We start from the raw sequence: 26,131 nt of genomic DNA, 5'->3' as shown, positions 1-26,131 counted from the left end.
AAGTAAGTAGGTTTACTTATTTATTTTCTTCTATTAATTTTAAAACTAAGAGTTCAAGTTTTTCAATACGATTTTTAAGTGTTTCGTTTTCTTTTTTAGAATCTTCTAATTTTTGATTTAATTCAGAAATATATAAGAAATTTTCTTCTATTTTTTCTAGGTTTTTAATTGAAGTTTCACCTAAATCAATAGCCATACCATTAGCTTTAATCTCTTCAAAAGATTTTACATTTGGTAAATGTCCATTTTCTTTTACAAATATAATGGCTTCTCTTAGCTTAGTAAATTTATACTCTGAATTTATAGTAGAACTTCCATTAAAATAGTTTTCGAAAACATAATCTGGATACGTGTTTGTAGGCGTGCTAAAACCAGCTGTAGCTCTTACATTACCGCCAACAGTTAAGGTGTGTGTTAACCCTGATGTAGTATTTACATTAATACCAACTCTGTTGGTGTTAAAATTACCACCAATTAAAGGTGAGTTAGTACTTGTATTTTCAATATATAATAGATTGCTTTCTGTGGTTAATAAATCTCCCGCAAACGCACCTAAGAAAATATTATTAGAGCCTGTAGTTAAAAGGCTTCCAGATCTGTTTCCTAATGATAAGTTATTTGAACCCGAAGAAACCAAGTGTAAACTTCGTTCTCCCATTGCAATATTGTGAGAACCAGAATTTATCTCAGATAATGAAGAGGTACCAATTCCAATATTGTGAGATGAAGCACCTGTAGCCACACCGCCAGATCGAGTACTACCCATAGAAAAAGCTCCAATGCCAATATTATATTCTGCATTATCCATATAAACACCAGATTGGAAACCTAGAACCGTATTATAATTACCATTCACCATATCACTTAAAGTAAAACGACCTACAGCAACGTTTCTACCATTAAAAGTTCCAAGCTTTTCCAGACTTTGATCTCCAATAGCTACATTATTTGAAGCAGTTGTAATGTCCCTTAGTGCATTTCTACCAATTGCAACATTTTGTTCACCTGTAGTTAAGTTATATAAGGAATAGTAACCAATAGCTGTGTTTCTTCTTGCAGTTGTCATGTTTCTGCCAGTAAATGCTCCAACAAGTGTATTTCTGGTTCCCGATGTTATTGGATAACCAGCTGCATATCCCATAGCAGTATTATAGGTATTTGTTCCGGTTTGGAATTCTCCAAGAGCAAAATCTCCTAGCGAAGTGTTTCTATAAAGGTTAGGAGTATATAACGTACCAAAAGTTTTTATTCGTAGTTGCTCTGTGTTATTGGTTCTAAAAGATAAATCTTGAGCGTCTGTTGTGCCTAAAAAATTAGTACCTGCGGTTGTTCCAGCATTACCAACTATTGACCAATCTGTACTAGTGGCAGCTAGTGGTTGTTGAATTATGTTACCTACATTATCTACTGCTAAAAGTGATGTTGCGGTTCCAGTAAATGTTGTAGCAGTTGTATATTCGTTAAGTTGAACTTGACCATTTGACTTAAAAGTCGTAGTTAAATTGTCTACAGGTAAAATCTGAATATCTGATGAAGGATGAGTCGTTCTAATAAGTAAATCATTTTCTCCAGTTCCTGTCGAAACAGCGCCAGTATTTCCTTCTAATTGAATACTCGCAGTAACAGCTCCTCCATCTTGAATCAGTTGTATTTCAGGGTTGTTGTCTTCAGCACCATTCCCTGTGTCTGCTTCAATAATAATTTTAGCATCTCCAGAGCTTGCTATGTCTAAATTAGCATCTGGGGTGTTGTCTCCAATTCCTACATTTCCATTGGTGAAAATATTATCAGTAATATTAGTAGGAGCAGCTGTTGTCCCTTCTGCATACCAATCTGCGTCACTTCCTCCAGCGGAAGGGTTAGCCCAAGTTACATTACCAGTCGCGTCTGTAACCATTATTTGACCATTTGTACCTCTTGTAGATGGTAAGATATATTCATTGCCTACCGCAGTACCTATCGATACTCTACCTAAAAAATAACCAGCAAAAGAATTTGCTTTAGTTACTTGAGAATATAGTCCATAATGTATGCCTCCAGCAGAAGGATGGATGTAAGAAAAATACCCATATTTATTTCCATTTCCTGTGTTTTCATCTAGCGGGAAATTAGTAAATACACCATATCTATTACCATTACCTTGAACTTCTACTTGGTTAAATATGCCAAATACATTGGCATTATTAATATTTCCGGAACCGTATGTGGTATTGTCAAACGCAATAAAATCTCCGCTTGTTGTATGGTTACCAGAGGAAAGCGATAGTGTGTTTTTTATCCCGAAATGACTGGTTGTTCCAGATGCAGTTCTATTTCCCATGAAAACCTCATTTAAAATTCCTGTCACTTGTGATGAATGATCGACATTTGGGCCATAAGTTTGGAAATAACCACCATACCTTCTTCCTGAGCCAGCAGATGAAATATTAGATCTTAAGCCATATTTCCAACCTGAAGTATTTGTGTTATTTACAAAGTAGCCCGAGTAACTACCTAAAGTGCCTAAGTTAGATTCTAAAATACTTCTTAGGCCATAATTGTTTGTAGTATTTGTATTAGGTGTATTGAGAAATAGTCTTGCACTTGGATAGGTTCCACCAACTAAAAGATTTCCATTGTCTTTCTCAATTCTTACATTTTCTGTATTATTTGTTTTAAAAACTAAATCTTGTGCATCTGTTGTACCTATAAAATTTGTACCAGGAATAGTTCCTGAATTGCCTAGTAATTCCCAAGAGTTTGAAGCTTCAGAGCCTATACGAATCCATATTGTGCCATTCCAATAATAAAAACCAGGAGTAACATCGGATATCGAAGCTGTATTATAAATAATTTCTGAAACGGTTAATGTCTGTACTGTAGTATTATCTGTTGTACTGGTAAGCGCAATTCTAGGAATAATTAATCCTTCATTATTACTAACTATTTCTAAAGAACCACTTGGTGTTACTGTGCCAATACCAACTTGAGCAAAGGAAACACTAGATATGATAAGGATTAAATGTAAAATTTTTTTCATCTGACTTTAGGCTTTTAAATTATTTCTTCAAATTTATAAGTGACTCAGATAAATACAGTTTTAAGTATATAACATTTTTATACTTTTATTCTTTAATTATATACTATATTTATACTTTTTACAACTGTATATTTTTTTATGTGTTTGAGAATTAGTCTTTTATTTTTTTTTGGTTTGAATTTGTGCTTAATGGCTCAAAATGATGAAAATATTATTCAGTTGTTTGAGAGTTTGAATAAATCAAACTCTAATTTACATAAGGAAAGTGCTATTTCAAGAATAGAAAATGGGAAATACAACCTGTCAGATTCATTAAAATTAGAATTAGAGTATCATAAGGCAGAGCTACTTTATCTAAATAGTAATTATGAGGAATCTTTTAAGAAAATTGTTAAGCTAATTAAATTATTTAATCAAAAAAATTACGATTCAAGAGTATTTGTTTTAAGCTTATTAAAAGTTAAAAATCTTTATAAACTAAATAGGCTTGAAGAGGCATTAACTTTAATGTTTGAGCTTGAAAACGAGAACATCAAAGATAAGTCAGAGTTTTATGTTCTTTTAGGCTCGATTTATTACACATATAACGATATAAATAATTCTTTAAAATACAATATAAAGGCAGAAACTGAAGCTTTAAAATATAATAATTATGATGCTTTAGTTAAAATTTACAACCTTTTTGCTGTAAACTACGCGTTTAATAAAGATTTTAATAATGCCATTACTTATTACAATAAAAGTCTTGACCTTAGTAAGAAGACAAATAATGATTTAGCAACTTTAATGATTTTAAATAATTCTAGTATTTATTATACAGAGCTAGGTAATTATGAAAAAGCTTTAGAGGTTTTGAATGAAGCTGATAAATTTAAAATAAACTCAAATAATAAATTTTTAAACACTAAAAACCTGTTACTGCGAGCTGAAAATTTATATTTTTTAAAAAAATATAATGAAGCTAGTCAAATTAACGAAAATGTAATAAGGCAAAGTATACTATTAAAAAATGATGACTTATTGAGTTCTGGCTTAACACTTAAAGCGGACATTTTAAGTGCGGAATCTAAATATGTTGAGGCTATTAAATACTATAATGAGGCTTTAGAATTGGGTGTTTTAATGAATAAAGACGTTTTAAACTCTGAGAATTATTTAAAAATATCTAATCTATATGAAGTTACTGGTAATCCTACCCAAGCACTTCAATATTTTAAAAAATATTCTGTTTTGAAAGAGAAAATAGATGTCCAAAAAAATGCTGATGAATTAAAACAAATTGAAATAAGAAATAATTTAAATGATTATAAGCAACGGTTAAGTTTAAAAAATAAAGAAATAGAATTATTAAACCTTAAAGATTCAAAAAATAAGTTTAGAAACTATTTATACATTTTTCTAATTTTAGGACTTATATTTTTTATTTACAGGCAATTAAGGCTTAAAGCTATAAATAAAAAGAATACCGAATATCAAAAAGAAATCTCGCGATTAAAAGAAATTAATTTAAATAATAAAATTTCTTTTGCAAATAATCAAATGACAGATTTTTCAATTCAAATTATAGAACAAAGCAAGCTTTTAGAAGTACTAAAAAAAAGATTATCATCTTTAAAATCAACTTATAAATCTAATGGCGACTTTAAAGAATTAAGTTTTATGGTTAACGAAGCTTTAGCTGTAAATACTGAAAAAATAAAATTAAATAAAGAAGTAGATAATACAATTGGTGATTTTTTATATAACTTAAAATCAAAATACCCTATACTAAACGAAAAAGAGATTCAAATTATATCTTACTTAAGATTAAACTACAAGTCCAAACAAATTGCGACTCTTCTAAGTATTAACACTCAAACAGTAAATAATTACAGAGCTTCTATTAGGTCTAAATTAAATTTAAAAAAAGGACAAAAATTAAATCAGTTTTTACAAAAAATCTAACTAATATAATTCCAGATGTTTTTATACTTACCCATTTGTTTATAGGTATTTAATATAACTTTATTACTTTCTAAGGCTAAACTAGGGTCATTATTTAAAATTTTCTTGGCATGAAAACGAGCTAATTCCAACAAATCTTTGTCTTTAACCATATCTGCAATTCGTAAATTTAAAATCCCGCTTTGTTGTTTTCCCATAATGTCGCCAGGTCCACGCAGGTTTAAATCCACTTCAGCAATTTCAAAACCATCATTGGTTCTAACCATAGTTTGTAGTCTGGTTTTACTGTCTTCACTTAATTTATGGCTCGTCATTAAAATACAATAACTTTGTTCGCTACCTCGACCCACACGACCCCTTAATTGGTGAAGTTGAGATAAGCCAAAACGTTCCGCACTTTCAATAATCATAACACTGGCATTGGGCACATTTACACCAACTTCTATTACGGTAGTTGCAACCATAATTTGGGTCTCTCCTTTAACAAAACGTTGCATCTCAAATTCCTTATCGGCAGGTTTCATTTTACCGTGCACAATTGAGATTTGAAACTCCGGCATTGGGAAATCTCGAGCAATACTTTCGTAGCCATCCATAAGGTCTTTATAGTCCATAGATTCGCTTTCTTGAATAAGCGGATAAACCACATAAACTTGTCGCCCTTTTTTGATTTCTTGACGAATAAAATTAAAGACTTTTAAGCGGTTATTGTCAAAACGATGAACCGTTTTTATAGGTTGTCTTCCGGCTGGTAATTCGTCTATCATAGAGATGTCTAAATCGCCGTAAACAGACATGGCTAAAGTACGCGGAATTGGCGTTGCAGTCATGACTAAAACATGTGGCGGATTAGTATTTTTTTTCCACAATTTACTACGTTGTTCTACACCAAAACGATGCTGCTCATCTATAATAGCAAGACCTAAATTTTTAAATTTAACCTTATCTTCAAGTAAAGCATGAGTACCAATTAAAATTTGTAAATCTCCGCTTTCTAAAGCCTCATGAATGGTTTTTCGTTTTGAAGTTTTACTTGAGCCTGTAAGTAGTTCTATTCTGATATTGAGTGGCTTACATAGTTCCAATAATCCATTGTAATGTTGTACTGACAAAATTTCAGTAGGCGCCATTAAACAGGCTTGAAAACCGTTATCTAAAGCCATTAACATGGTCATTAAGGCCACAATGGTTTTACCGGATCCCACGTCACCTTGAAGCAATCTGTTCATTTGAGCATTGCTTCCTAAGTCGTTTCTAATTTCTTTTAAAACGCGCTTCTGCGCACCTGTTAATTCGAAAGGTAAATGTTGGGTAAAAAAGGTATTAAAATAAGTGCCAATTTCAGTAAAAGGAAAGCCTTTTATTTTAGATTTATGAATTAAATTCTTAAGAATTAATTGCAGCTGAATATAAAATAATTCTTCAAATTTTAATCGGAATTGAGCCTTAGAAAGTAGCTCGGAATTTTTAGGAAAATGAATGTTAAAAAGGGCTTCAGATTTTGTAATTAATTTTAAATCTGAACGTAAATTTTCGGGTAAAGTTTCGCTAAATTTTCCTTTCGTTTCTAAAAATAATTGCTGCATTATTTTAGTAATAACTCGATTGGAAATACCGCGATTTGATAATTTTTCTGTGGACGGATAAATGGCTTGCATAGCACTTCGTAATCCGTTTTCATGTTCGCTTAATAATTCAATTTCTGGATGTGGCATACTGTGCTTATTTGCAAACACATTTGTTTTTCCAAACACCACATAATCGGTATTTAATTTTAAGCTTTCTTTTATCCATTTGGCACCTCTAAACCAAACCAGTTCCATACTACCTGTCTGGTCTGTAAATGTAGCAACCAGACGTTTTGCTCTTCCAGTACCTACATCTTGAAATTTTATAATGCGTCCTATAACTTGGATTTCGGCATTGGAATTAACCAATTCATTTATTTTAAAATATTTGGTCCGATCGAGATAACGGTTAGGAAATAAATTGAGTAAATCCTGAAACGTAGCAATTCCCAGTTCCTTTTTAAGTAAGGTCGCCCTGCTGGAACCTACGCCTTTTAAGTAATCTATAGGAGTTTGAAGATTTATACTCATAAGACGAATTTAAATGTTTTCAACTAATTAATAAAGGCTTTTTAAAGTGATTTTTTCCTAATTGACAATCTTACTTTATTAAAACTTTAATTAATCTTGACTTGATGTATCTTAAAAATGTATTTTGGCTTGTAAGTTGATTGGTTCTAATTATGAAAATGTATTTTACACTATGTACTTTCTTAATCGCATCTGCGGTTTTTTCTCAACAAACTAAAGTTGTGGACTTTAAAACAATTTCAGCAGAGTTGTCTTTTCAGCCCAAAAAAGCTTTAGTAGAAGGTGTTGCAACAATTTCTTTTGAAGTGTTACAACCAACAGATTCTGTTTTTATCGATGCTAAAAAAATGGAAATTACTCAGGTGTATAATGAAAATAAAAAAGTTGATTTCGAGTATAACAACCAGCAAATCATCTACAAAACTAATTTTAAAGTAGGTAAGACGTATACGTTAATCATTAATTACAAAGCTCATCCTACAAAAGCGCTATATTTTATAGACTGGAATAAAGATGAAACACATGCAGAATATCATCCGCAACTATGGACCCAAGGTCAAGGAAAATATACAAGCAATTGGTTGCCAAGTATAGATGATATGAATGATAAAATAGTGTTCGATTTAAAAATAGACTTTAATAAGGATTTTGAAGTTATTGCAAATGGTAAATTATCTACTAAAGAAACCAATGGATCTACAACATCATGGCATTATAAAATGAATCAACCTATGTCCAGTTATTTGGTGGCTTTGGCTATTGGAAAGTATGGCTCGTTTGCAGAAAGCTCAAAAAGTGGAATCCCGCTTCAGTTTTATTATTATTCTGAAGATTCACTAAAAACAGAATCTACTTACAGATACTCTAAACAATTATTTGATGGTTTAGAAAAAGAGATAGGTGTGGCTTATCCTTGGCAGAATTATAAACAGGTTCCCGTAAAAGATTTTTTGTATTCAGGGATGGAAAACACCAGTTGCACTATTTTTTCTGATGCTTTTGTGGTGGACGATATAGAGTTTAATGATAATAATTATGTCAATGTTAATGCACACGAACTGGCGCATCAATGGTTTGGAGATTTAGTAACCGAAACTTCTGGTACGCACCATTGGTTGCAAGAAGGATTTGCGACCTATTATGCGTTGTTAGCCGAAAAAGAGATTTTTGGAGAAGATTATTATTATGATCAGTTGTATAAGTATTCGCAAGAATTACTTGAGCAGGATCTTGTAGGACAAAGCACTGCATTACTCAATCCTAATTCCAGTAGTGTAACTTTTTATAAAAAAGGAGCTTGGGCTTTGCATATGCTTAGAGAAAAGGTTGGAGATGTAGCCTTTAGGACCGCAGTAAAAACCTATTTAAATACTTATAAGTTTAAAAATGTTGAGACTAAAAATTTTATAGCTGAAGTGGAGCGAGCTTCAAATAAAAATTTAGATGAATTTGTAAAATCATGGTTGGAAGATCAAACACTTCAATTTGAAGCTATGGAGGAGAGTTTGAATAAAAGTAATTTTTATCAAGAGTTTCAAAAAACAGATTGTGAAGTTAAAAATGGCAAGTGTAAAGATTGGTTACGCGCGCCAATTTCTGATATAGCCAAAACTCGAATTATTAATCAGCAACCAGAATTAGTTTTTGAAGAAACTTTTTCAAATTCATTAAAAACAAGACAAGCTATAGCGTTTACATTACAAAAAATCCCAGAACATTTAAAGTTGGAATTTGAAACTTTATTAAACGATGCGTCCTACTTAACTAAAGAAGCTGCACTATATAAATTGTGGGTGAATTTCCCGGAAGACCGTTTTAAATACTTAGACCAAACCAAAGCGGTTATTGGTGATAATACCAAAAACGTACGTTTACTTTGGTTAATTTTAGCACTTAATACGGTAGATTATAATAATGAAGATAAATCGGCTTATTTTAGAGAGTTAGTAGCATATACGAGTCCTATTTATCCTTTTTACGTAAGACAAGCTGCATTTATGTATCTTAGAGATTTAAATGCTATTACAGATGAAGTGTTAAGTCATTTAAAAGAAGCAACCAAACATCATAACTGGCGATTTAAAAATTTCGCACAACAATTATTAGAATCACAAACCAACAAAAAAGAGTAAATTGAGAGCATTAGTAATTTCAGGAGGCGGTAGTAAAGGCGCTTTTGCAGGTGGCGTTGCCCAATATTTAATAGAGCAAGAAAAACGGGATTACGATATGTATTTGGGGACTTCTACAGGAAGTTTATTAGTACCTCATCTTGCTGTAAATGATATTGGTAAGTTATATGATATTTATACCAATGTTAATCAAAAATCTATTTTTAGTATCAACCCATTTAAGGTTAGGAAAAAGGGCGATAGGGAATATGTTACCATAAACTACTTTAACTCTTTAATACAGTTTATAAAAAAGAAACGCACCTTTGGAGAAAGTAAAGCACTAAGACGAAACATTAAAAAGAATTTTACAAAACAAGAATATGACAAAATTAGAGCCACCAAAGAAGATGTTGTGGTTACCGTTACTAATTTGTCAATGAATAGAACCGAGTACAAATCTATAAAAGATTATAGTTATGAAGAGTTTTGTGAATGGATCTGGATTTCGTGTAATTACATTCCATTTATGTCTTTAGTGATCAAAGATGGCTACGAGTATGCCGATGGAGGATTAGGATGTGTCATCCCAATTAGAGAAGCCATTTTAAGAGGCGCTACAGAGGTAGATGCTATTATTTTAGAAAGTGAAGATTTAAGCTACAGTAAAATATTAGGTAAAAATCCATTCTCTTTAATGATTAGTCTTTTTGGGCATTTAATGGATCAGGTTGAAAAAGGAGATATAGCAATAGGAAAATTAGCAGCTAAATATAGAAATGTTAAGCTTAATTTATATTATACCCCAACCAAACTAACAGAAAATTCTTTAATTTTTAATAAGCATTTAATGGAGCAATGGTGGCAACAAGGTTATGAATATGCAGAGTCAAAACACAGTGAAGGACAAACTATGGACCAAAGTCCAAATATTGAAACCATTCGATAAAATTTGAGTTTTTCAAGTTTAAAACTTGAAAGTGATAAATTATCTTTACCAACAACCAACAACCAACAACTACATTACCACAATTTACTAACCTCATTTCTTATATAAGACAATGCGACTAATGTAGGTGAGGGTTTTTCTACCATTTCGGTTAAAACAGCTTCTCTTAATTGATTTGCTGTGGTTACTTTCTCGCTAATATTAGCTTTTCTAATAGTTTTAATCACACCATTTTTTGAGGTGTTTATAACACTCCAGCAATCGTCTGTAAGATAGATTTGTTGTGCAAGATTATGTTCAAACTCCTGCTCAATATTTTGTATCAATAAGTTTTCATAACCTTTAGAATCTTCAGTAATAGGGCTTACTCTTAAAAGTAAATTATTAGGAGAAATGCGTTCTAAGTATAAACTCATACGCTCATAAGCCTGAAGTCTTACAGGTAAACTTTCTTTAGTCGTTTCAAGATGTTTTAAACTTAAATTGTCATGTTCTCTACGGCTTTTTTCATTTTTAAAAAACTGTTGTAATAACACATAAGCTAAAACGCCTGTAATTAGCGCTGGTACAGTAAAATATAATAGGTTTAGTAAAGTAGAATTCATGCTTTTAAATTTTATGTAAACTTAAATGCTTTTCATAAAATGTACAAGAAGGTTGGATTAAATTTTAGTGCTATTTAATTCCAATTTAGTTGATTTATGCCTTTTTAACCTATCAAATCTACCTTTAAACCATTAATTTATTAGTTTTTATTTTTTTGAATTACCTTAATAAAAACAAACCAAATTATTATGAAAAAATTAAACACACTTAAGCTTTTGCTTATCGCCTTGTTATTTACATTAGGCTGCTCGTCTGACGATGATGCTGCTTTAAATAACACAAACAACACAGACAACTCTACAGCGACACCTGTAAACCAAGGTTCGGATATACAAAGGACTTTTTTAGGAAAGGTCTCAGATGATTCTGGAAATAGCGTCTCTGGTGCTCAGGTATCTATCGGTAGCACAAGTGTTATGACGGATTCTCGAGGGGTTTTTATTATTGATGATGCAACCGTTAAATCGAAACAAGCTTATATTAAAGTTTTAAAAAACGGGTATTATCAAGCGTTAAAAACCACAGTTCCTACTGAAGGAATCAATAAAATAGCAATAACTCTAATTACTAGAACACCAGATGTCACAATTACTTCAGGTGCTAGTAGTGAGGTGACCTTGCCTAATGGAACCAAAGTGACTTTTGACGGTAATTTTAGTGATAGTTCAGGCAATTCCTATACTGGTAATGTGAATGTCTCTATGTATTATTTAGATGCTGGAGATCCAGATTTAGAATCTAAAATGCCAGGGAATCTTCAGGCAGAAAATGCAAATAATTCTGAAGGTGTTTTGGCAACTTATGGGATGTTGAATGTAGAATTAACAGGAGATTCAGGTCAAGATTTAAACTTAGCTACCGGAAGTGTTGCTCAAATTGAAGTGCCAATACATTCGACTATTTCTGCGAGTGCACCAGCAGCCATTCCTTTATGGCATTTTGATGAAACAAAAGGGTATTGGGTTGAAGAAGGTTTTGCTACAAAAACAGGAAACACCTACGTGGGAGATGTATCTCATTTTTCGTGGTGGAATTGTGACGCATTTTTTCCTACAACCGATTTATGTATGACAGTCTTAGATGTAACTTCTGGTCTATCTTTATCTGACGTAACTGTGACTTTAACATTCTCAGGAAATACATTTCCGAGACAAGGAATCTCTAATGCCAATGGACAAATTTGTGGCTTGGTACCAAGCAATGAAGTTATTTCTGTTAATGTGTTAGATACTTGTGGGAATTCCATTTTCACTTCAAGCATTGGTCCTTTTACAGGTACAGGAAATACAACAACCATTTCTGTTCCATCAGGTTCGGTAACCGCTACAAATGTAATTGGAGATTTTTATGACTGTAGTAATAATCCTATTACAAATGGTTATGTAGAATTGGTTTATGGGTCAAGTGTTTCGTATCAATATATCACAGATGGGTCAATAGATATTAATACAGTCGTGTGTAACAGCAATAATAGTTTTACACTAGAAGGTGTCGATTATGATGCGCTTCAATCTACTGGAATTTTAAATCACACCTTTACAACACCGGTAACAAACGTGGGAAGTATTATTTCTTGTAATACGGTAGATGAATTTATTACATTTCAGTTAAATAGTGATCCTGTAGAAATTTATGTTCAAGCCGATAGTTATGATACTGGAACAAATGGGTTTTCTATAATTGGATTAGGTAATGGTCAAACTACAGAGATAAATTTTAGTTTAAATGCAAACAGTCCAGGAATATACGATTATGCCACAAGTAGTATAAATTTTTATGAAAATTCGGTAGCTCAGTTCGTTATACAAACGTTTGAAATTAATATATCGGCGTTTGGAGCAAATGTTAACGATTATATAGATTTTACATATAATGGGACGTTATTGGATACCACAACCAATACCACACATAATGTCTCAGGTTCGGTCCATGTGAAACGAGATTTTTAAAGAGATTAAAATTTTAAAATTTAAAAAAACGACCCTAATAGGTCGTTTTTTTATTTATGTCACTTGTTTTAGTATTAACAATAGTTTAACGGCTTATATTTCATAAGTAGGTTAAAAATCTTATCATATGGTTTAATCATTTAAAAACAGATATGTATAAGGAAATTGTAGTTATTAAAGTTGGTACAAACGTAATGACCAATAAAGATAACAGAATTATAAGACCTTTATTAAGAAATTTGGTAAAACAGGTTGCAGAGCTGTATGAGCGAGATATTATATGTGTGCTCGTGTCTTCAGGTTCCGTAATTGCTGGAAAAGAAGTATTAGGAAAATCTAATATTGAGGACGATACTATTCGTAGACAAGTGTATTCAGCAATTGGGCAACCTCGTATGATGCGTCTTTATTATAATATTTTTCACGATTATGGGCTAAAATGTGCACAGGTATTACCAACTAAGCGAGATTTTAACCCTGGTGTTCACAGACAAAACATGATTAATTGTTATTTAGGCTTAATGTCGGAAGGCGTTATTCCTATTGCAAATGAAGATGATGCTGTTTCAGTAACAATGTCTATGTTCTCAGATAATGATGAGTTGGCTTGTCTTGTGGCGCAACTTTTAAATGCCGATAAATTAATCATTTTAACAGATATAGATGGTTTGTATACCGGTCATCCCGATTCAGACTCTAGTGAGCTTATTAAAAATGTAGATTTAGACCAGGACGTGAATAAGTACATTCAGAAAAATGAAAAAGGCGAAGCCGAAGGTCGTGGAGGTATGGGATCAAAACTTAACTATGCCAAAGAAGCTGCCGCTAAAAATATACCTACATACATAGCGAATGGAAAAACTGATAATGTAATTATAGACATTATTGAAGGTAAAAACGTAGGAACAAAAGTATCATTATAAATAAAAGAGAAAAAACGATTATGAAGTTATTAAATACCACAACAAAAAATAATGTATTACAAAGTATGATGCGTATACTGGATACACATAGAGAGGAATTGCTAGAAGCCAATCAAAAAGATTTGGATGCATTTACCAAGGAAGACCAGGCAATGTATGATAGACTAGTAGTAGATAATAAAAAAATAGATGGAATGATTGAGGCGGTTAGACAGGTTGCTTCTCAGAAAGATCCTGTAGGTAAAGTCATCTCAGAAAAACATTTAGATAATGGTCTGGAAATTTTAAATAAAACCTCACCATTTGGAACAATAATGATTATTTATGAATCTCGACCAGATGTGACTATAGAAGCTGCTGTTTTAGCCTTTAAAGCAAATAGTAAAATATTATTAAAAGGTGGGAAAGAAGCTATACATAGTAATAAAGTATTGGTAAGTTTCTGGCATAAAGCTTTAAGCGAGCATAATTTGGAGCATGATTATATTAAGCTATTAACTCTAAATAGGGAACAAACACAAGCTTTTTTAAAAGAGCCTACAGAGCCTTTAGATTTAATTGTGCCTCGTGGCGGGGAGCGTCTTATTGCTTTTGTAAAAGAACATGCTATTTGTGCTGTTTTGGTAAGCGGTAGAGGTAATAATTTTTTATATGTAGATACTGAGGCAGATTGGACTATGAGTTTAGAGGTAATAAAAAACGCTAAAACCGATAAGATTTCGGCTTGTAATGCATTAGATAAAATTTTAATTAATGAGTCTATTGATGGGTTTGAAGATAAATTACAAGAACTTACAACGCTATTAAAATCTCAAAATGTTACAATTTTGGGAGATAAAAGTGTTGCTAGTAAATTTGATGAAGTTGAGGAGATTAAAGACAAATCGATTTGGTACGAAGAATTTTTAGCCTTAAAATGTTGTATTGCTACAGTAAAATCAACAGAAGAAGCCATTTCAAAAATAAACACCTATTCTGGTGGTCATTCTTCAACCATAATGACTAATAATAAAGAAACAGGATTGTCGTTTATGGAGCAAGTAGACAGTGCAGCGGTATATCAAAATGCATCAACACGTTTTACAGATGGAGGTGCTATGGGTGTAGGTGCAGAGCTTGCTATAAGTACAGACAAATTACACCATAGAGGTCCTTTAGGTTTGGAACAGTTAGTGACCAATAAATATTATGTTTTTGGAAACGGACAAGTTAGAGTTTAAAACCAGATTCATTAAAAAAAAGCGTAATCAATTTAAGATTACGCTTTTTTTATAAATTAATTTTTTCCACCTAAATGATGGCAGTCTTTTAAACTTTGCATCCCATTAAATGGAACTTCTACTTTAGAGTAGTGGTAGGTTCCACTCAATTCTTTAGATAAATTATGGTCATCTACATTTACTTCGATATCATCCATAGTAAATTGGCACGGATGTTCATAACCTGCAGCATGGGTAATTTCTAAAAATTCTTTTCTAAATGTTTTAAAATACTGGGCTAAACGTTCAGATTTTAAAGGAATATCAATTCCACGTTGTAACCATTTGTTTTGTGTAGCAACACCACTTGGACATCGGTTAGTATGGCAAACCTGAGCCTGGATACAACCAATACTCATCATGGCTTCTCTGGCTACGTTTATACAGTCGGCACCCATAGCAAAAGCCATAGCAGCTTTGGCAGGAAAGCCTAATTTCCCACTACCAATAAATACAATACGCTCTGTTAATTCATAACTTTTAAATAATCTATATAAGTCTCCAAATGCATATACCCATGGTAAACTTACATGATCTGCAAAACTTGGTGGTGCAGCACCTGTTCCTCCTTCACCGCCATCAACTGTAATAAAATCTGGACCTTTACCAGTTTGTTTCATTAATATAGCCAATTCTTCCCATTGGTCTAGTTTACCAATAGCAGCTTTGATGCCTACAGGTAATCCTGTTTCTTTAGCTATGGCTTCTATAAAATCAACCATTTCAGGAATTGTGTTAAATGCTTTGTGGTTTGGTGGAGATAATACGGTTTTACCAACTTCAACACCTCTAATATCTGCAATTTCCTGACTTATTTTTTCACCAGGTAATACGCCACCTTTTCCTGGTTTGGCACCTTGAGATAATTTAATTTCAATAGCACGTATGTAAGGATTTTCAGCAACCAGCTGTTTCATTTTTTCCATGGAAAAATTGCCATCTTCTGTCCTAACTCCAAAATATCCAGTTCCAAAGTGAAACACAATATCACCACCATTTTTATGATAGGGAGATAAACCACCTTCTCCAGTATTATGATAAGCACCTGCAATTTTAACGCCTTTATTTAACGATTCTACAGCTTTTGCTGAGAGTGAACCATAACTTATAGCAGATACATTTATAATCGATTTAGGTCTATAAGGCCTTTTACGATTGTTAAATTCTCCCATTACTTTAGCACAAGGTAAAAAAGCATAATCTTCTTTATTGGGATGGAAATCATCCACTTTATACGGAAACATAGCATTATTTACAAATAAGTGCTGGTGTGAATAAATGTCTCTGTCGGTACCAAATCCTTCATAATTATTTTCACCCTTAGAAGAGGCATAAACCCAGCCACGTTCTATACGGTTAAAAGGTAATTCTTCTCTGTTGTTAGCTACTAAATACTGTCTTAACTCAGGTCCAATACTCTCTAAAATATATCTTATATGTCCAACAACTGGGTAATTATGACTAATAGTATGTTTTCGTTGAAATATATCTCTTACTGCAATTATAAATAGAATGATTAGAATCCATGCCCACCATGGTATAGATATTAAAAAACTGGAAATATTCATGTTTTTGTTCGTTTAATAAAAAAAGGATAATAATTTCAATATTAATGTTTTAACTATTCGGTTTTATCGTTATATTGCAGAAAAAATACGTTAATACGATGATAAAAAACTATTCTAGATTCTTCATTTTTATGTTGTTGGTTTTGTTTTGTTCCGCTTCTACACTAGCGCAAAGCAAAGTAAAAGGTTCAAAATACTTAGAGCCAATTAAAAAATATTTATCTCAAAGTAAATATAAACTTTCAGAAAGCGATATTCAAAATTTTTATGTTGATAGTGAATATTTATCCAAAAAAACACAAATTACACATGTTTTTTTGGGTCAAAAACATCAAGGTATAGAGGTTTTTAATGCTATTTCAAGTATAGCTATTAAAGATAATCAGGTTTTTTATGTGGGTAGTGCTCTTGTCTCTAATGTTGCAGAAAAGATTAATACTGTAACACCATCAATTTCTCAAGTGGAAGCTATAAATATTGTGGCTTCAAAATTTAATACACCTCAGATATTAAATCCTAAATTATTAAATTCTGAAGATAACACTTATGTTTATGATAAATCAAATTTGTTTTTTAAAGACATTCCGGTCCAGTTGGTTTACACTAATGTAAATGGAGAATTAAAATTATCTTGGGATTTAAGTCTATATACTTTAGATGCTCAACACAATTGGAATGCTAGGGTAGATGCTGTAACAGGAGAAATTTTACAATCAAGTGACTATGTTATAAGTTGTGATTTTGGACCAGGAGAGCACAAGCATGATGAAACTCATAATGTTTTACCAGTTAAAGAAACTAATACATTTAATTTGTTTAAAACGAAGTCTACTACAAGTGTAGGTGGTGCAGAATATAATGTTTATGAATTACCTGCTGAAAGTCCAAATACAGACCCAAGAACTTTAGTTGTAGATCCTGAAAATATTGTAGCTTCTCCATTTGGGTGGCATGATACCGACGGTATTTCTGGACCAGAATTTACAATTACCAGAGGTAATAATGTTCATGCTTATGAAGATAGTAATGGTAGTAATTCAAGTTCTGGAAATGAACCTAATGGTGGAGCTGCACTTTCATTTAATTTTCCAATTAATTTAAATTTAGCACCGGTTAACTATCGTGCAGCAGCAACTGTAAACTTATTTTATGTAAGCAATATGATGCATGATATCTACTATAATTATGGATTTGATGAGGCTGCAGGAAATTTTCAGGAAAATAATTATGGAAATGGTGGAATTGGTGGAGACTATGCCATAGTTGAAGCACAAGATGGAAGTGGAACAAATAATGCTAATTTTTCAACACCTGCAGATGGTGGAAATGGAAGAATGCAAATGTTTTTATGGACAACCGCTAATCCAAACAGAGATGGAGATTTAGATAACAATATTGTAGCTCACGAATACGGTCATGGTATATCAATCCGATTAGGTGGTGGACCAAACAATAGTAGTTGTCTATCTGGACAAGAACAACAAGGTGAAGGTTGGGCAGACTGGGTTGGACTAGTAATTACTATGAAACCTTCGGACGTTGCAACTACAAACAGAAGTATTGCTAACTACTCAAGAAACTTGCCACAAGGAATTAGACCATATTATTATACAACAAATATGGCTGTAAATCCTCATACCTATGACGATATTAAAGTAGAGTCTGTTCCACATGGTGTAGGTTCTGTTTGGTGTGCTATGCTATGGGATTTAACTTGGGCATATATTGATAAATATGGTTTTGACCCTGATGTATATAATGGTAATGGCGGAAATAATAAAGTTATGCAATTGGTTCTGGATGGTTTAAAACTACAGCCTTGTGGTTCTGGTTTTGTAGATTCTAGAGATGCGCTTTTAGCAGCAGACGTAGCTTTAACAGGAGGACAAGATCAATGTTTAATATGGGAAGTATTTGCAAGAAGAGGTTTAGGAGTATCTGCTATTCAAGGAACTTCTGGATCAAGAGCGGATGGAACAGAAGCTTTTGACATGCCAGCGTCTAGTATCTTGGCAGAAATAACAAATGATACTTGTGGTTCTTCTGCAGTTAATTTATTATTTGCTAATTTCGACGCAAATTCAATTTCACAGTTCGATTATACATACACTGTAGATGGAGGAGCTCCAATAGCAGGAACTTATTCTAATAATATCGCAAGTTGTAGTGTTTCTCCAGCATCCGCATTTGACTACGGAAATTTAACTCCTGGGACTCATGAGATTGTTGTGACAGGAACAAATCCAGTTTCTGCACCTAAATCATTTATAGTAAATGTAAATGCAATTGGTCAGAATAATGTGGTTAATACATTTGAAAATGCTGGTGATGTACTTGTGGCATATGATGAAATTGGAAATGGAGCTACTTGGGAAAGAGGTGCTGCAGCAGGTATGATATTAAATGGAGCAGCAGCGAATAATTCTACGGTATATGCAACTAATTTAGATGGTATTCATGGAGATCAAAATAAGTTCTATTTATTATCTAGATGTTATGATTTATCAAATTTAGTAAATGCAACCGTTCAGTTTGATTTAGGTTTTGATATTGAACCAGATTGGGATATTTTATTTTTAGAATACTCTACAAATAATGGTTCAACTTGGAATGTGCTTGGAGACGCTACAGATCCAGATTGGTACAATAGTAGTAGATTACCAAATGGAACAGATTGCTTTAATTGTATAGGGAAACAATGGACAGGAGATGGAATTTCTCCTAGTTCACATTCTGCTGGTGGACAAAACAGAGCTTTACACACCTTTAGTTACCCATTATCTGCTTTTGATACCTCAGGATCAGCAGAAACAAACATGGTATTTAGATTTGTGTATCAAGCGGATGAAGCGTATGCAGATGAAGGCGCAATCATTGATAACTTTGTGGTAAGTGGTACATTATCAGTTGAAGATAATCAATTTGATAAACTTGCAATTTTTCCTAATCCTACAAATGGTAATGTCACTATTACAAGCGGAAGCTCATTAAAAGACGCTAAAGTTAATCTTGTTGATGTTATGGGAAGAAATTTAATTAATAGTGCTAACCTACAAAGAGTTAATAATGATAAAATAACTTTAAATATTAGTAATTTATCTGTCGGTACTTACTTTTTGATTTTAGAGGACGAAACACGCAGAAGCGTGAAACAGATTGTTAAGTATTAATTACTAGACAATAATAAAATTAAAAGCAGCGATTTTTATCGCTGCTTTTTTTATTTTGAATTGCTAGATAAATATTTCATAATTTATTGTTTTATTTGGTGATGCTCGATATATTTAATATATGAATAAATTTATACGTAAAACTTTATCAATCATAACCGTTTCATTGGTTGTTGTAATTGCTTTATACGTAAGTCTTTCAATATACATCACGCATAAAATTGAGGATGGTTTAAGAAATCTTCCATTACATATTCAACTTGATTATAAACAAATCGAAATTGATTTATTAAGTGCTTCAGCAGAATTAGACAGTGTAAGCCTGCAATTAAACAGTCCAGATTTGAGCACTAAACTTCTTTCGGCTACACTAAAAACTATAAAAATAGAAGGTGTTAGTTATAGGGATTTAATTTATAATAGAAAATTATCTATTACCGATTTAAAGATGAATTCTCCTAAAGTAGTCCAGTATAACTCAAAACTAAAAAAAATAAAATCTGATTCTTTAAATAAGTCAGACGAAAGTAAAAAACCTGTTAAAATTTATTTAGAACAACTGTCTTTAACCAATGGGTCTTTCAAAAAATACGATTCACTTCATAATATTAATACATCTGCAAAATCCTTAAACATTTTTTTTAATAAGATTAATTATAATGCAAAGGATAATAAAAAATCTATTCCATTTAATTTTAAATCTTTTCGTATTGAAGGGGAATCTTTAATGGCTCAAACCAGTGAATTTGAAATTTTAAATGTGGAAAATTTTAAAATTACAGATAAAATTTTTCAGATGAATAATGGAACATTCCAAACAAAATATTCAAGAAAGGAGCTTAATAACCATATTTCAAAAGAACGAGATCATTTCTTAATTGCTTTTAGTGCTATTAATGCAAAAAAGTATGTGTTAAAAGGATTAGATTCTAATGCTATAAGTTTAAAAATACCAGAAATAAGATTAGAAAAAATGGATGCAACAATTTATAGGAATAAATTAAAGGCAGACGACTTAACTCACAAAAAACTGTATAGCGAACAACTTAGATATATAAAACATCAATTAGCTATAGATTCTATCTTAATATCAGATTCCAAAATTACTTATGCTGAGAAGGTTAAAGTTGGTGCTCAACCTGGAGAAATTTATTTTAAAAATTTAAATGCAACTATAGCGAATTTAGGAAACAATTATCCTAAAGAAAAAGCTGTTGAAATTAAAGTAAATACCACCTTTATGAAATCAACACAGCTAAAAGTTGACTGGTCTTTTAATGTAAATGATAAGAATGATAGATTTCTTTTTAAAGCCGGTTTTGGTGCATTGCCAGCAGAAGATTTAAATCCTTTTGTTACTCCAAACTTAAGTATTGGTTTAGAAGGTGTTTTAGAAGAAACCTATTTTACAATTGGCGGCGATAAAAGGCGTAGTGCTATAGATTTTAAAACACGCTATGAAAATTTTAAAGTAGACTTACTTGACCGAGAAACTAAAAAAGAAAAAAAGTTTTTATCTAATATTTTAAATTTATTTATAGCTAAAGATAGCAAAGAGAATAAAAATAATTTTAGATGGTCTGACGTTAAGGATGTGGAACGTGATCCTACTAAATCTGTGTTTAATTTTATTTGGTTAAATGCTCGTAAAGGTCTTTTAGGAGCTATGGCGGGTAATGGAAAAAAATAGGCTTGTTTAAAACTTCTAAATATATCGTTTAGTAAACACACGAGTAATGCTTATTTTTACACCTCAATAAAAAAGAGCTCTTTTGGAAAAATATTTAAGTCAGTTAAACGAAGCACAATATGCACCAACCGTTCAGGTTAATGGTCCCATGATAGTTATTGCAGGCGCAGGTTCTGGTAAAACTCGTGTGTTAACTTATCGTATTGCCTATTTAATGCATAAAGGGGTCGATTCGTTTAATATTTTAGCCTTAACCTTTACCAATAAAGCAGCTCGCGAAATGAAAGAGCGTATTGGCCAGATTGTAGGAGAAAGTGAAGCTAAAAACTTGTGGATGGGGACTTTTCACTCGGTTTTTGCACGTATTCTTAGAGTGGAAGGACATCATTTAGGTTTTCCAAGTAACTTTACTATTTATGATACTCAGGATTCCCAAAAACTCTTGGGCTCTATTATAAAAGAAATGGGTTTAGATAAAGACATTTATAAAACCAAACAGTGTTATTCCCGCATTTCTTCTTATAAAAATAATTTAATTACTGTTAAGGCTTATTTTAAAAACCCAGAACTTATGGAAGCCGATGCTATGGCAAGGCGACCTAAAATGGGTGAAATCTATCAAGAATATGTAGACCGCTGTTTTAAAGCTGGAGCTATGGATTTTGATGATTTATTATTAAGAACCAATGAGTTATTAACGCGTTTTCCGCAGGTTTTAGCAAAATATCAAGATAAGTTTAGATATATATTGGTAGACGAGTATCAAGATACCAACCACTCTCAATACCTAATTGTTAGAGCGTTAGCCGATAAGTTTCAGAATATATGTGTCGTGGGAGACGATGCTCAAAGTATTTACGCCTTTCGTGGTGCAAATATTAGTAATATTTTAAACTTTCAAAAAGATTATGACGATGTTAAAGAGTATCGCTTAGAACAAAACTACCGTTCTACTAAAAACATTGTAAATGCCGCCAATTCTGTCATTGAAAAGAATAAAACAAAACTTGAAAAAATTGTCTGGACGGCGAATGATGAAGGTGGAAAAATAAAAGTACACCGTAGTCTAACCGATGGTGATGAAGGTCGTTTTGTAGCTAGTACTATTTGGGATACTAAAATGAACGAGCAGCTTAAAAACAGTGAATTTGCTATTTTATATCGTACCAATTCTCAATCCCGAGCAATGGAGGACGCCTTACGAAAACGTGATATCCCGTATAGAATATATGGCGGACTGTCGTTTTATCAGCGTAAGGAAATTAAAGATGTTCTTTCTTACTTAAGACTTATTATAAACCCTAAAGATGAAGAAGCTCTTAAACGAGTGATTAATTACCCTGCAAGAGGTATAGGTCAAACAACGGTAGATCGTCTTACGGTTGCGGCAAATGGCTATAAACGTTCAATTTTTGAAGTGATTCAGAATATAGATAAGGTGGATATTGGCATTAATTCTGGTGCAAAGAATAAATTGAGAGATTTCGGTTTGTTAATCGAATCGTTTCAGGTTATGAATGAAACGGCTAATGCATTTGAATTGGCAGAACATGTGGTAAAAGTCACTGGTTTAGTTAAAGAAATTAATAAAGACGGGACACCTGAAGGCGTTGCAAAACTTGAAAATGTTGAAGAACTTTTAAATGGTATTAAAGATTTCGTAGAAGGCCAAGAAGAAGTAGTAGACTCCAGAGGTTCTTTACCAGAGTTTTTGGAAGATGTGGCTTTAGCAACCGATTTGGATAATGATAAAGGCGATGATGATCGTGTGGCATTAATGACCATTCACTTATCTAAAGGACTAGAATTCAATCATTTATTCATTGTGGGATTGGAAGAAGATTTATTTCCAAGTGCCATGAGTATGAATACCAGAAGCGAACTGGAAGAGGAAAGAAGATTATTTTATGTAGCATTAACAAGAGCTGAGAAACAAGCCTATTTAACATATGCCTTATCTCGTTACCGTTGGGGTAAGTTGGTAGATTCTGAGCCAAGTCGTTTTATAGAAGAAATAGATGACCAGTATCTAGAATACATCACACCAAAAGAAGAAATGCGTATAAATCCAATGCTATCTGCAGACATTTTTGGGGATGTAGAACCTAATAAAATAAGGTTTAAAAAAGCGGTCACGCCACAATTTAAAAAGAAAACCGAGCGATCGGTACCAGAGAAGTATCAGGCGGCAACACCCAAAAACCTAAAGAAAGTAAGTGCAGCAAAACAAGATGCATCTACAGCAGATGGACTGTTTGATACCAATTTGGTAGTTGGAAATATTGTAACCCATTTAAGGTTCGGAAAAGGTCAGGTCTTAAGCTTAGAAGGCAAAGGAACCGATACCAAAGCTGAAATTAAGTTTGATGTAGGTGGTACTAAAAAATTGCTATTACGTTTTGCAAAATTAAATGTTATAGGTTAGTTACATCGCAACTAACCCATAACATGTATCATGTGAATAAAATTAAATTATTTCTTTTTCTTTCCCTTACTTTTATTTTTGCTTTTACCTTTAGATTTGTTTTTTTTAGAGCTTACGTTGTTTTTTAATTGGTGAAACTCTGAAGAGCCTGGTTTTATACCTAATTCCTTAGCAATGTGACCCCAACCGTTATCTTTATCTCGGCGATATACTGTTAACACATTATCTATATTAGTTCGAGATATTCTACCTATTTCTAATGCTAGATAAATTTCACCAGGTACCATATTTAAACGTTGTCTCATATAGTCAATTTTAGATACAGGAGTGTTATAAGTTACACTTAAATTCGATTTATAAGTATCAAAATTTAAACTAGCTTGCGTATTGATAGTGTTTAAATCTCTATCCATTTGTACGATTCCTGTCCTAAATGAAATTTGTGCATTTATTGAAAAGGCACATAATAAAGCAAATGTAATTATCCAGTTTTTCATATCTATAAAGTTTAAATTCAACATAAAATATTAAGTTCATACTAATGAACAATTAATAAGTTATTATCTATTGTAGATTAACAGTAATTTATTCTTTAATTTAGAAAACTTTAATTATTAATCTTGTAAATGTCCAAATAAACGTTAAATTTTTGTGAGACTTAGGCTTTACCTATAAATTGAAAATGTTATGGCTGAATTAATACGAATTTACGAAGAGAATCCTAACCCAAAAGAAATAAAGAAAGTGGTTGAGGTTCTTAGAAAAGGAGGTTTGGTAATTTACCCAACAGATACCGTATATGGTCTGGGTTGCGATATTACCAATAGTAAAGCTTTAGAGCGTTTAGCTCAAGTAAAAGGCGTTAAGCTGGATAAAGCTAACTGGTCCTTTATTTGTCATGATTTAAGTAATCTTAGCGATTATACCAAGCAAATCGAATCTTCCACCTTTAAAATACTTAAAAAAGCATTACCCGGACCTTATACATTTATTTTACCTGGGTCAAAAAGTTTACCAAGCGTATTTAAAAAGAAAAAGGAAGTCGGTATTCGTGTACCAAATAACAATATCATCTTAGAACTGGTAAAACTTTTAGGAAATCCTATAGTTTCCACATCTATACGAGATGAAGACACGATTTTAGAATATACCACAGATCCAGAACTTATTCACGAAAAATGGGACAAACTAGTCGACGTTGTTATAGATGGCGGCTATGGAGACAATCAGGCCTCTACTATAATCGATTTTTCAAACGGAACTCCAGAGGTGTTACGTGAAGGAAAAGGTTCTCTAGATATTCTTTAATCATTTTAACCAATTATCACTTTAGAATTTAAAACACTTAATGAAAGACGTAAAAATAACACACAAAAAGGCAACTTATCCCGTTTCAGAAAAATTAAATGAATATTTGCTTGAATATAACAGGAACACTAGATTGCCAATTTTTTACGACGATTTATTACGTTTTGAAGGTTCTATAGTTGTGTACGATAAAGAAGATAACGATACACTTTGGATTAGAGTTTTCTACAATCAATTTGAACGAGAAGAAATAGATCAAAGTTTAAAACGCGTTTATTCTAGTTTAAATTCAGATGGAAGTGAAGCTATAACAAAATATTTAAATGTAGATGCAATAGATTTTTGCACGTTTGGAAATTCTAAACCTTTTCGTATAAAAATAAGGAATATCTTAAATGATAATTACACTTATTTTTATGTAAAAACAGCCGATGCTTCTAGGATTTACGGATTAGAGCTAGAGCAAATGCTGTCTCCAGATCAGTTAAATTTTTTAGTATATAAAGATACTTTAATCGAAGAACACATTGCCGGGATTCCAGGAGACGTATTTATAGAAAATTATTTAGATGATTGTATTCCTTCAGAAAAAACACAAATAGCCAAAGAGTTTGTCAAGTTTAACGAGCGTTGTTTAATACGATTATTGGGCGATATGCGCTCTTATAATTATGTAATTATCCCAACGCATGATTTTGATCACGTTGTGTATAAAATTAGAGCTATAGACTTTGACCAGCAGTGTTATGAAGGTAAATTAAAGGTGTATCGTCCTCAATTTTTTAAAGAAAACACCAAAATGGTCAACTTGGTAAAAGAAAAAATTGACTTGGAATCTATTGAGCAATATCAGATAGAGGAGCGCTCTATTGTTGCCAGACGTATGTTAAGTTATAAAAAACGCTTAAAAAAGCTTTTAAATTGTATGTCTGAAGACACGATTTCTACACCAGCTCATATGGAGCAACTTCGCGAAGAAATTTATAATTACACCTTAGATTTAGGCATTCGAAAAAGTACCAATATGGGGGAAATTGTTACCAATGTCCTAGAGTTTGTCAAGAGAAACTATGAGGATGTGAATATGAAAAACTTTTTATAGGGCAAATAA

General features: G+C 32.2%; 16 protein-coding genes. 11 read left to right on the top strand and 5 right to left on the bottom strand.

Annotated elements, in window-relative coordinates:
* Positions 1-16 precede the first annotated feature (16 nt).
* A complete protein-coding gene (locus tag C7H52_RS09610; RefSeq protein WP_106463686.1) occupies positions 17-3,019 on the bottom strand; it encodes a beta strand repeat-containing protein in 3,003 nt (1,000 codons plus the stop codon).
* 189 nt (positions 3,020-3,208) lie between these two features.
* On the opposite strand from C7H52_RS09610, the gene C7H52_RS09605 reads away from it, so the two are divergent.
* On the top strand, positions 3,209-4,963 hold the full coding sequence (locus C7H52_RS09605) for a tetratricopeptide repeat protein (protein WP_181256230.1): 1,755 nt from the start codon (positions 3,209-3,211) through the stop codon (positions 4,961-4,963).
* Here the strand turns inward: C7H52_RS09605 and recG are convergent.
* Positions 4,960-7,062: an ATP-dependent DNA helicase RecG gene (gene recG, locus C7H52_RS09600; protein ID WP_106463684.1), complete on the bottom strand. Its 2,103-nt coding sequence runs from the start codon at positions 7,060-7,062 to the stop codon at positions 4,960-4,962. The genes C7H52_RS09605 and recG overlap by 4 nt on opposite strands.
* A 152-nt stretch (positions 7,063-7,214) precedes the next feature.
* On the opposite strand from recG, the gene C7H52_RS09595 reads away from it, so the two are divergent.
* Both C7H52_RS09595 and C7H52_RS09590 read left to right on the top strand, forming a co-directional pair.
* Positions 7,215-9,194: a M1 family metallopeptidase gene (locus C7H52_RS09595; RefSeq protein WP_245918592.1), complete on the top strand. Its 1,980-nt coding sequence runs from the start codon at positions 7,215-7,217 to the stop codon at positions 9,192-9,194.
* A gap of 1 nt (position 9,195) precedes the next feature.
* Positions 9,196-10,122, top strand: coding sequence for a patatin-like phospholipase family protein (locus tag C7H52_RS09590; RefSeq protein WP_106463683.1), 927 nt, complete (start codon positions 9,196-9,198; stop codon positions 10,120-10,122).
* Positions 10,123-10,196: 74 nt separating this feature from the next.
* On the opposite strand, the gene C7H52_RS09585 is transcribed toward C7H52_RS09590, so the two are convergent.
* Entirely contained in the window at positions 10,197-10,727 is a 531-nt protein-coding gene (locus C7H52_RS09585) for a DUF7935 family protein (RefSeq protein ID WP_106463682.1), read from the bottom strand.
* A gap of 189 nt (positions 10,728-10,916) precedes the next feature.
* Between C7H52_RS09585 and C7H52_RS09580 the strand changes: the two genes are divergently transcribed.
* The 3 genes from C7H52_RS09580 (at position 10,917) to C7H52_RS09570 (ending at position 14,820) form a co-directional block, all read left to right on the top strand.
* The gene (locus C7H52_RS09580) at positions 10,917-12,677 is read left to right on the top strand and encodes a hypothetical protein (protein ID WP_106463681.1); all 1,761 of its coding nucleotides are present in this window, start codon (positions 10,917-10,919) and stop codon (positions 12,675-12,677) included.
* A 152-nt stretch (positions 12,678-12,829) separates the two neighbouring features.
* Positions 12,830-13,600 (top strand): glutamate 5-kinase, encoded by a 771-nt coding sequence (gene proB, locus C7H52_RS09575; protein ID WP_106463680.1) that lies wholly within the window; start codon positions 12,830-12,832, stop codon positions 13,598-13,600.
* Entirely contained in the window at positions 13,597-14,820 is a 1,224-nt protein-coding gene (locus C7H52_RS09570) for a glutamate-5-semialdehyde dehydrogenase (protein WP_317045575.1), read from the top strand. Before proB ends, C7H52_RS09570 begins: the two co-directional genes overlap by 4 nt.
* Positions 14,821-14,876: 56 nt before the next feature.
* Here the strand turns inward: C7H52_RS09570 and C7H52_RS09565 are convergent, their stop codons facing one another.
* The gene (locus C7H52_RS09565) at positions 14,877-16,427 is read right to left on the bottom strand and encodes an FMN-binding glutamate synthase family protein (RefSeq protein ID WP_106463678.1); all 1,551 of its coding nucleotides are present in this window, start codon (positions 16,425-16,427) and stop codon (positions 14,877-14,879) included.
* 98 nt (positions 16,428-16,525) lie between these two features.
* Between C7H52_RS09565 and C7H52_RS09560 the strand changes: the two genes are divergently transcribed.
* The 3 genes from C7H52_RS09560 (at position 16,526) to C7H52_RS09550 (ending at position 23,712) form a co-directional block, all read left to right on the top strand.
* Positions 16,526-19,597: a M36 family metallopeptidase gene (locus tag C7H52_RS09560; RefSeq protein WP_106463677.1), complete on the top strand. Its 3,072-nt coding sequence runs from the start codon at positions 16,526-16,528 to the stop codon at positions 19,595-19,597.
* Positions 19,598-19,718: 121 nt separating this feature from the next.
* On the top strand, positions 19,719-21,287 hold the full coding sequence (locus C7H52_RS09555; RefSeq protein ID WP_106463676.1) for an AsmA family protein: 1,569 nt from the start codon (positions 19,719-19,721) through the stop codon (positions 21,285-21,287).
* 82 nt (positions 21,288-21,369) lie between these two features.
* Positions 21,370-23,712, top strand: a complete 2,343-nt coding sequence (locus tag C7H52_RS09550) for an ATP-dependent helicase (RefSeq protein ID WP_106463675.1) — start codon at positions 21,370-21,372, stop codon at positions 23,710-23,712.
* Positions 23,713-23,759: 47 nt separating this feature from the next.
* Here the strand turns inward: C7H52_RS09550 and C7H52_RS09545 are convergent, their stop codons facing one another.
* Positions 23,760-24,209 (bottom strand): hypothetical protein, encoded by a 450-nt coding sequence (locus tag C7H52_RS09545; RefSeq protein WP_146130034.1) that lies wholly within the window; start codon positions 24,207-24,209, stop codon positions 23,760-23,762.
* A 190-nt stretch (positions 24,210-24,399) separates the two neighbouring features.
* Here C7H52_RS09545 and C7H52_RS09540 point away from each other — a divergent pair, with 190 nt between their 5' ends.
* Together C7H52_RS09540 and C7H52_RS09535 are read left to right on the top strand one after the other, a co-directional pair.
* Positions 24,400-25,020: an L-threonylcarbamoyladenylate synthase gene (locus tag C7H52_RS09540; RefSeq protein ID WP_106463673.1), complete on the top strand. Its 621-nt coding sequence runs from the start codon at positions 24,400-24,402 to the stop codon at positions 25,018-25,020.
* A gap of 40 nt (positions 25,021-25,060) precedes the next feature.
* Positions 25,061-26,122 (top strand): hypothetical protein, encoded by a 1,062-nt coding sequence (locus tag C7H52_RS09535; protein WP_106463672.1) that lies wholly within the window; start codon positions 25,061-25,063, stop codon positions 26,120-26,122.
* The last annotated feature ends 9 nt before the right edge of the window (positions 26,123-26,131 follow it).

Origin of the sequence: Aurantibacter aestuarii, assembly GCF_003008425.1 — a bacterium.
GTDB classification, from domain to species: domain Bacteria; phylum Bacteroidota; class Bacteroidia; order Flavobacteriales; family Flavobacteriaceae; genus Aurantibacter; species Aurantibacter aestuarii.
Note: the sequence above shows the minus strand (reverse complement) of the source record. Positions and strands in the feature narration are given on the sequence as shown.

What these genes read in the sequence shown, in the direction of transcription:
- C7H52_RS09610 (WP_106463686.1), bottom strand. Translation starts at nt 3,019, where the DNA reads ATGAAAAAAATTTTACATTTAATCCTTATCATATCTAGTGTTTCCTTT.
- C7H52_RS09605 (WP_181256230.1), top strand. Translation starts at nt 3,209, where the DNA reads ATGGCTCAAAATGATGAAAATATTATTCAGTTGTTTGAGAGTTTGAAT.
- recG (WP_106463684.1), bottom strand. Translation starts at nt 7,062, where the DNA reads ATGAGTATAAATCTTCAAACTCCTATAGATTACTTAAAAGGCGTAGGT.
- C7H52_RS09595 (WP_245918592.1), top strand. Translation starts at nt 7,215, where the DNA reads ATGAAAATGTATTTTACACTATGTACTTTCTTAATCGCATCTGCGGTT.
- C7H52_RS09585 (WP_106463682.1), bottom strand. Translation starts at nt 10,727, where the DNA reads ATGAATTCTACTTTACTAAACCTATTATATTTTACTGTACCAGCGCTA.
- C7H52_RS09580 (WP_106463681.1), top strand. Translation starts at nt 10,917, where the DNA reads ATGAAAAAATTAAACACACTTAAGCTTTTGCTTATCGCCTTGTTATTT.
- proB (WP_106463680.1), top strand. Translation starts at nt 12,830, where the DNA reads ATGTATAAGGAAATTGTAGTTATTAAAGTTGGTACAAACGTAATGACC.
- C7H52_RS09565 (WP_106463678.1), bottom strand. Translation starts at nt 16,427, where the DNA reads ATGAATATTTCCAGTTTTTTAATATCTATACCATGGTGGGCATGGATT.
- C7H52_RS09560 (WP_106463677.1), top strand. Translation starts at nt 16,526, where the DNA reads ATGATAAAAAACTATTCTAGATTCTTCATTTTTATGTTGTTGGTTTTG.
- C7H52_RS09555 (WP_106463676.1), top strand. Translation starts at nt 19,719, where the DNA reads ATGAATAAATTTATACGTAAAACTTTATCAATCATAACCGTTTCATTG.
- C7H52_RS09545 (WP_146130034.1), bottom strand. Translation starts at nt 24,209, where the DNA reads ATGAAAAACTGGATAATTACATTTGCTTTATTATGTGCCTTTTCAATA.
- C7H52_RS09540 (WP_106463673.1), top strand. Translation starts at nt 24,400, where the DNA reads ATGGCTGAATTAATACGAATTTACGAAGAGAATCCTAACCCAAAAGAA.
- C7H52_RS09535 (WP_106463672.1), top strand. Translation starts at nt 25,061, where the DNA reads ATGAAAGACGTAAAAATAACACACAAAAAGGCAACTTATCCCGTTTCA.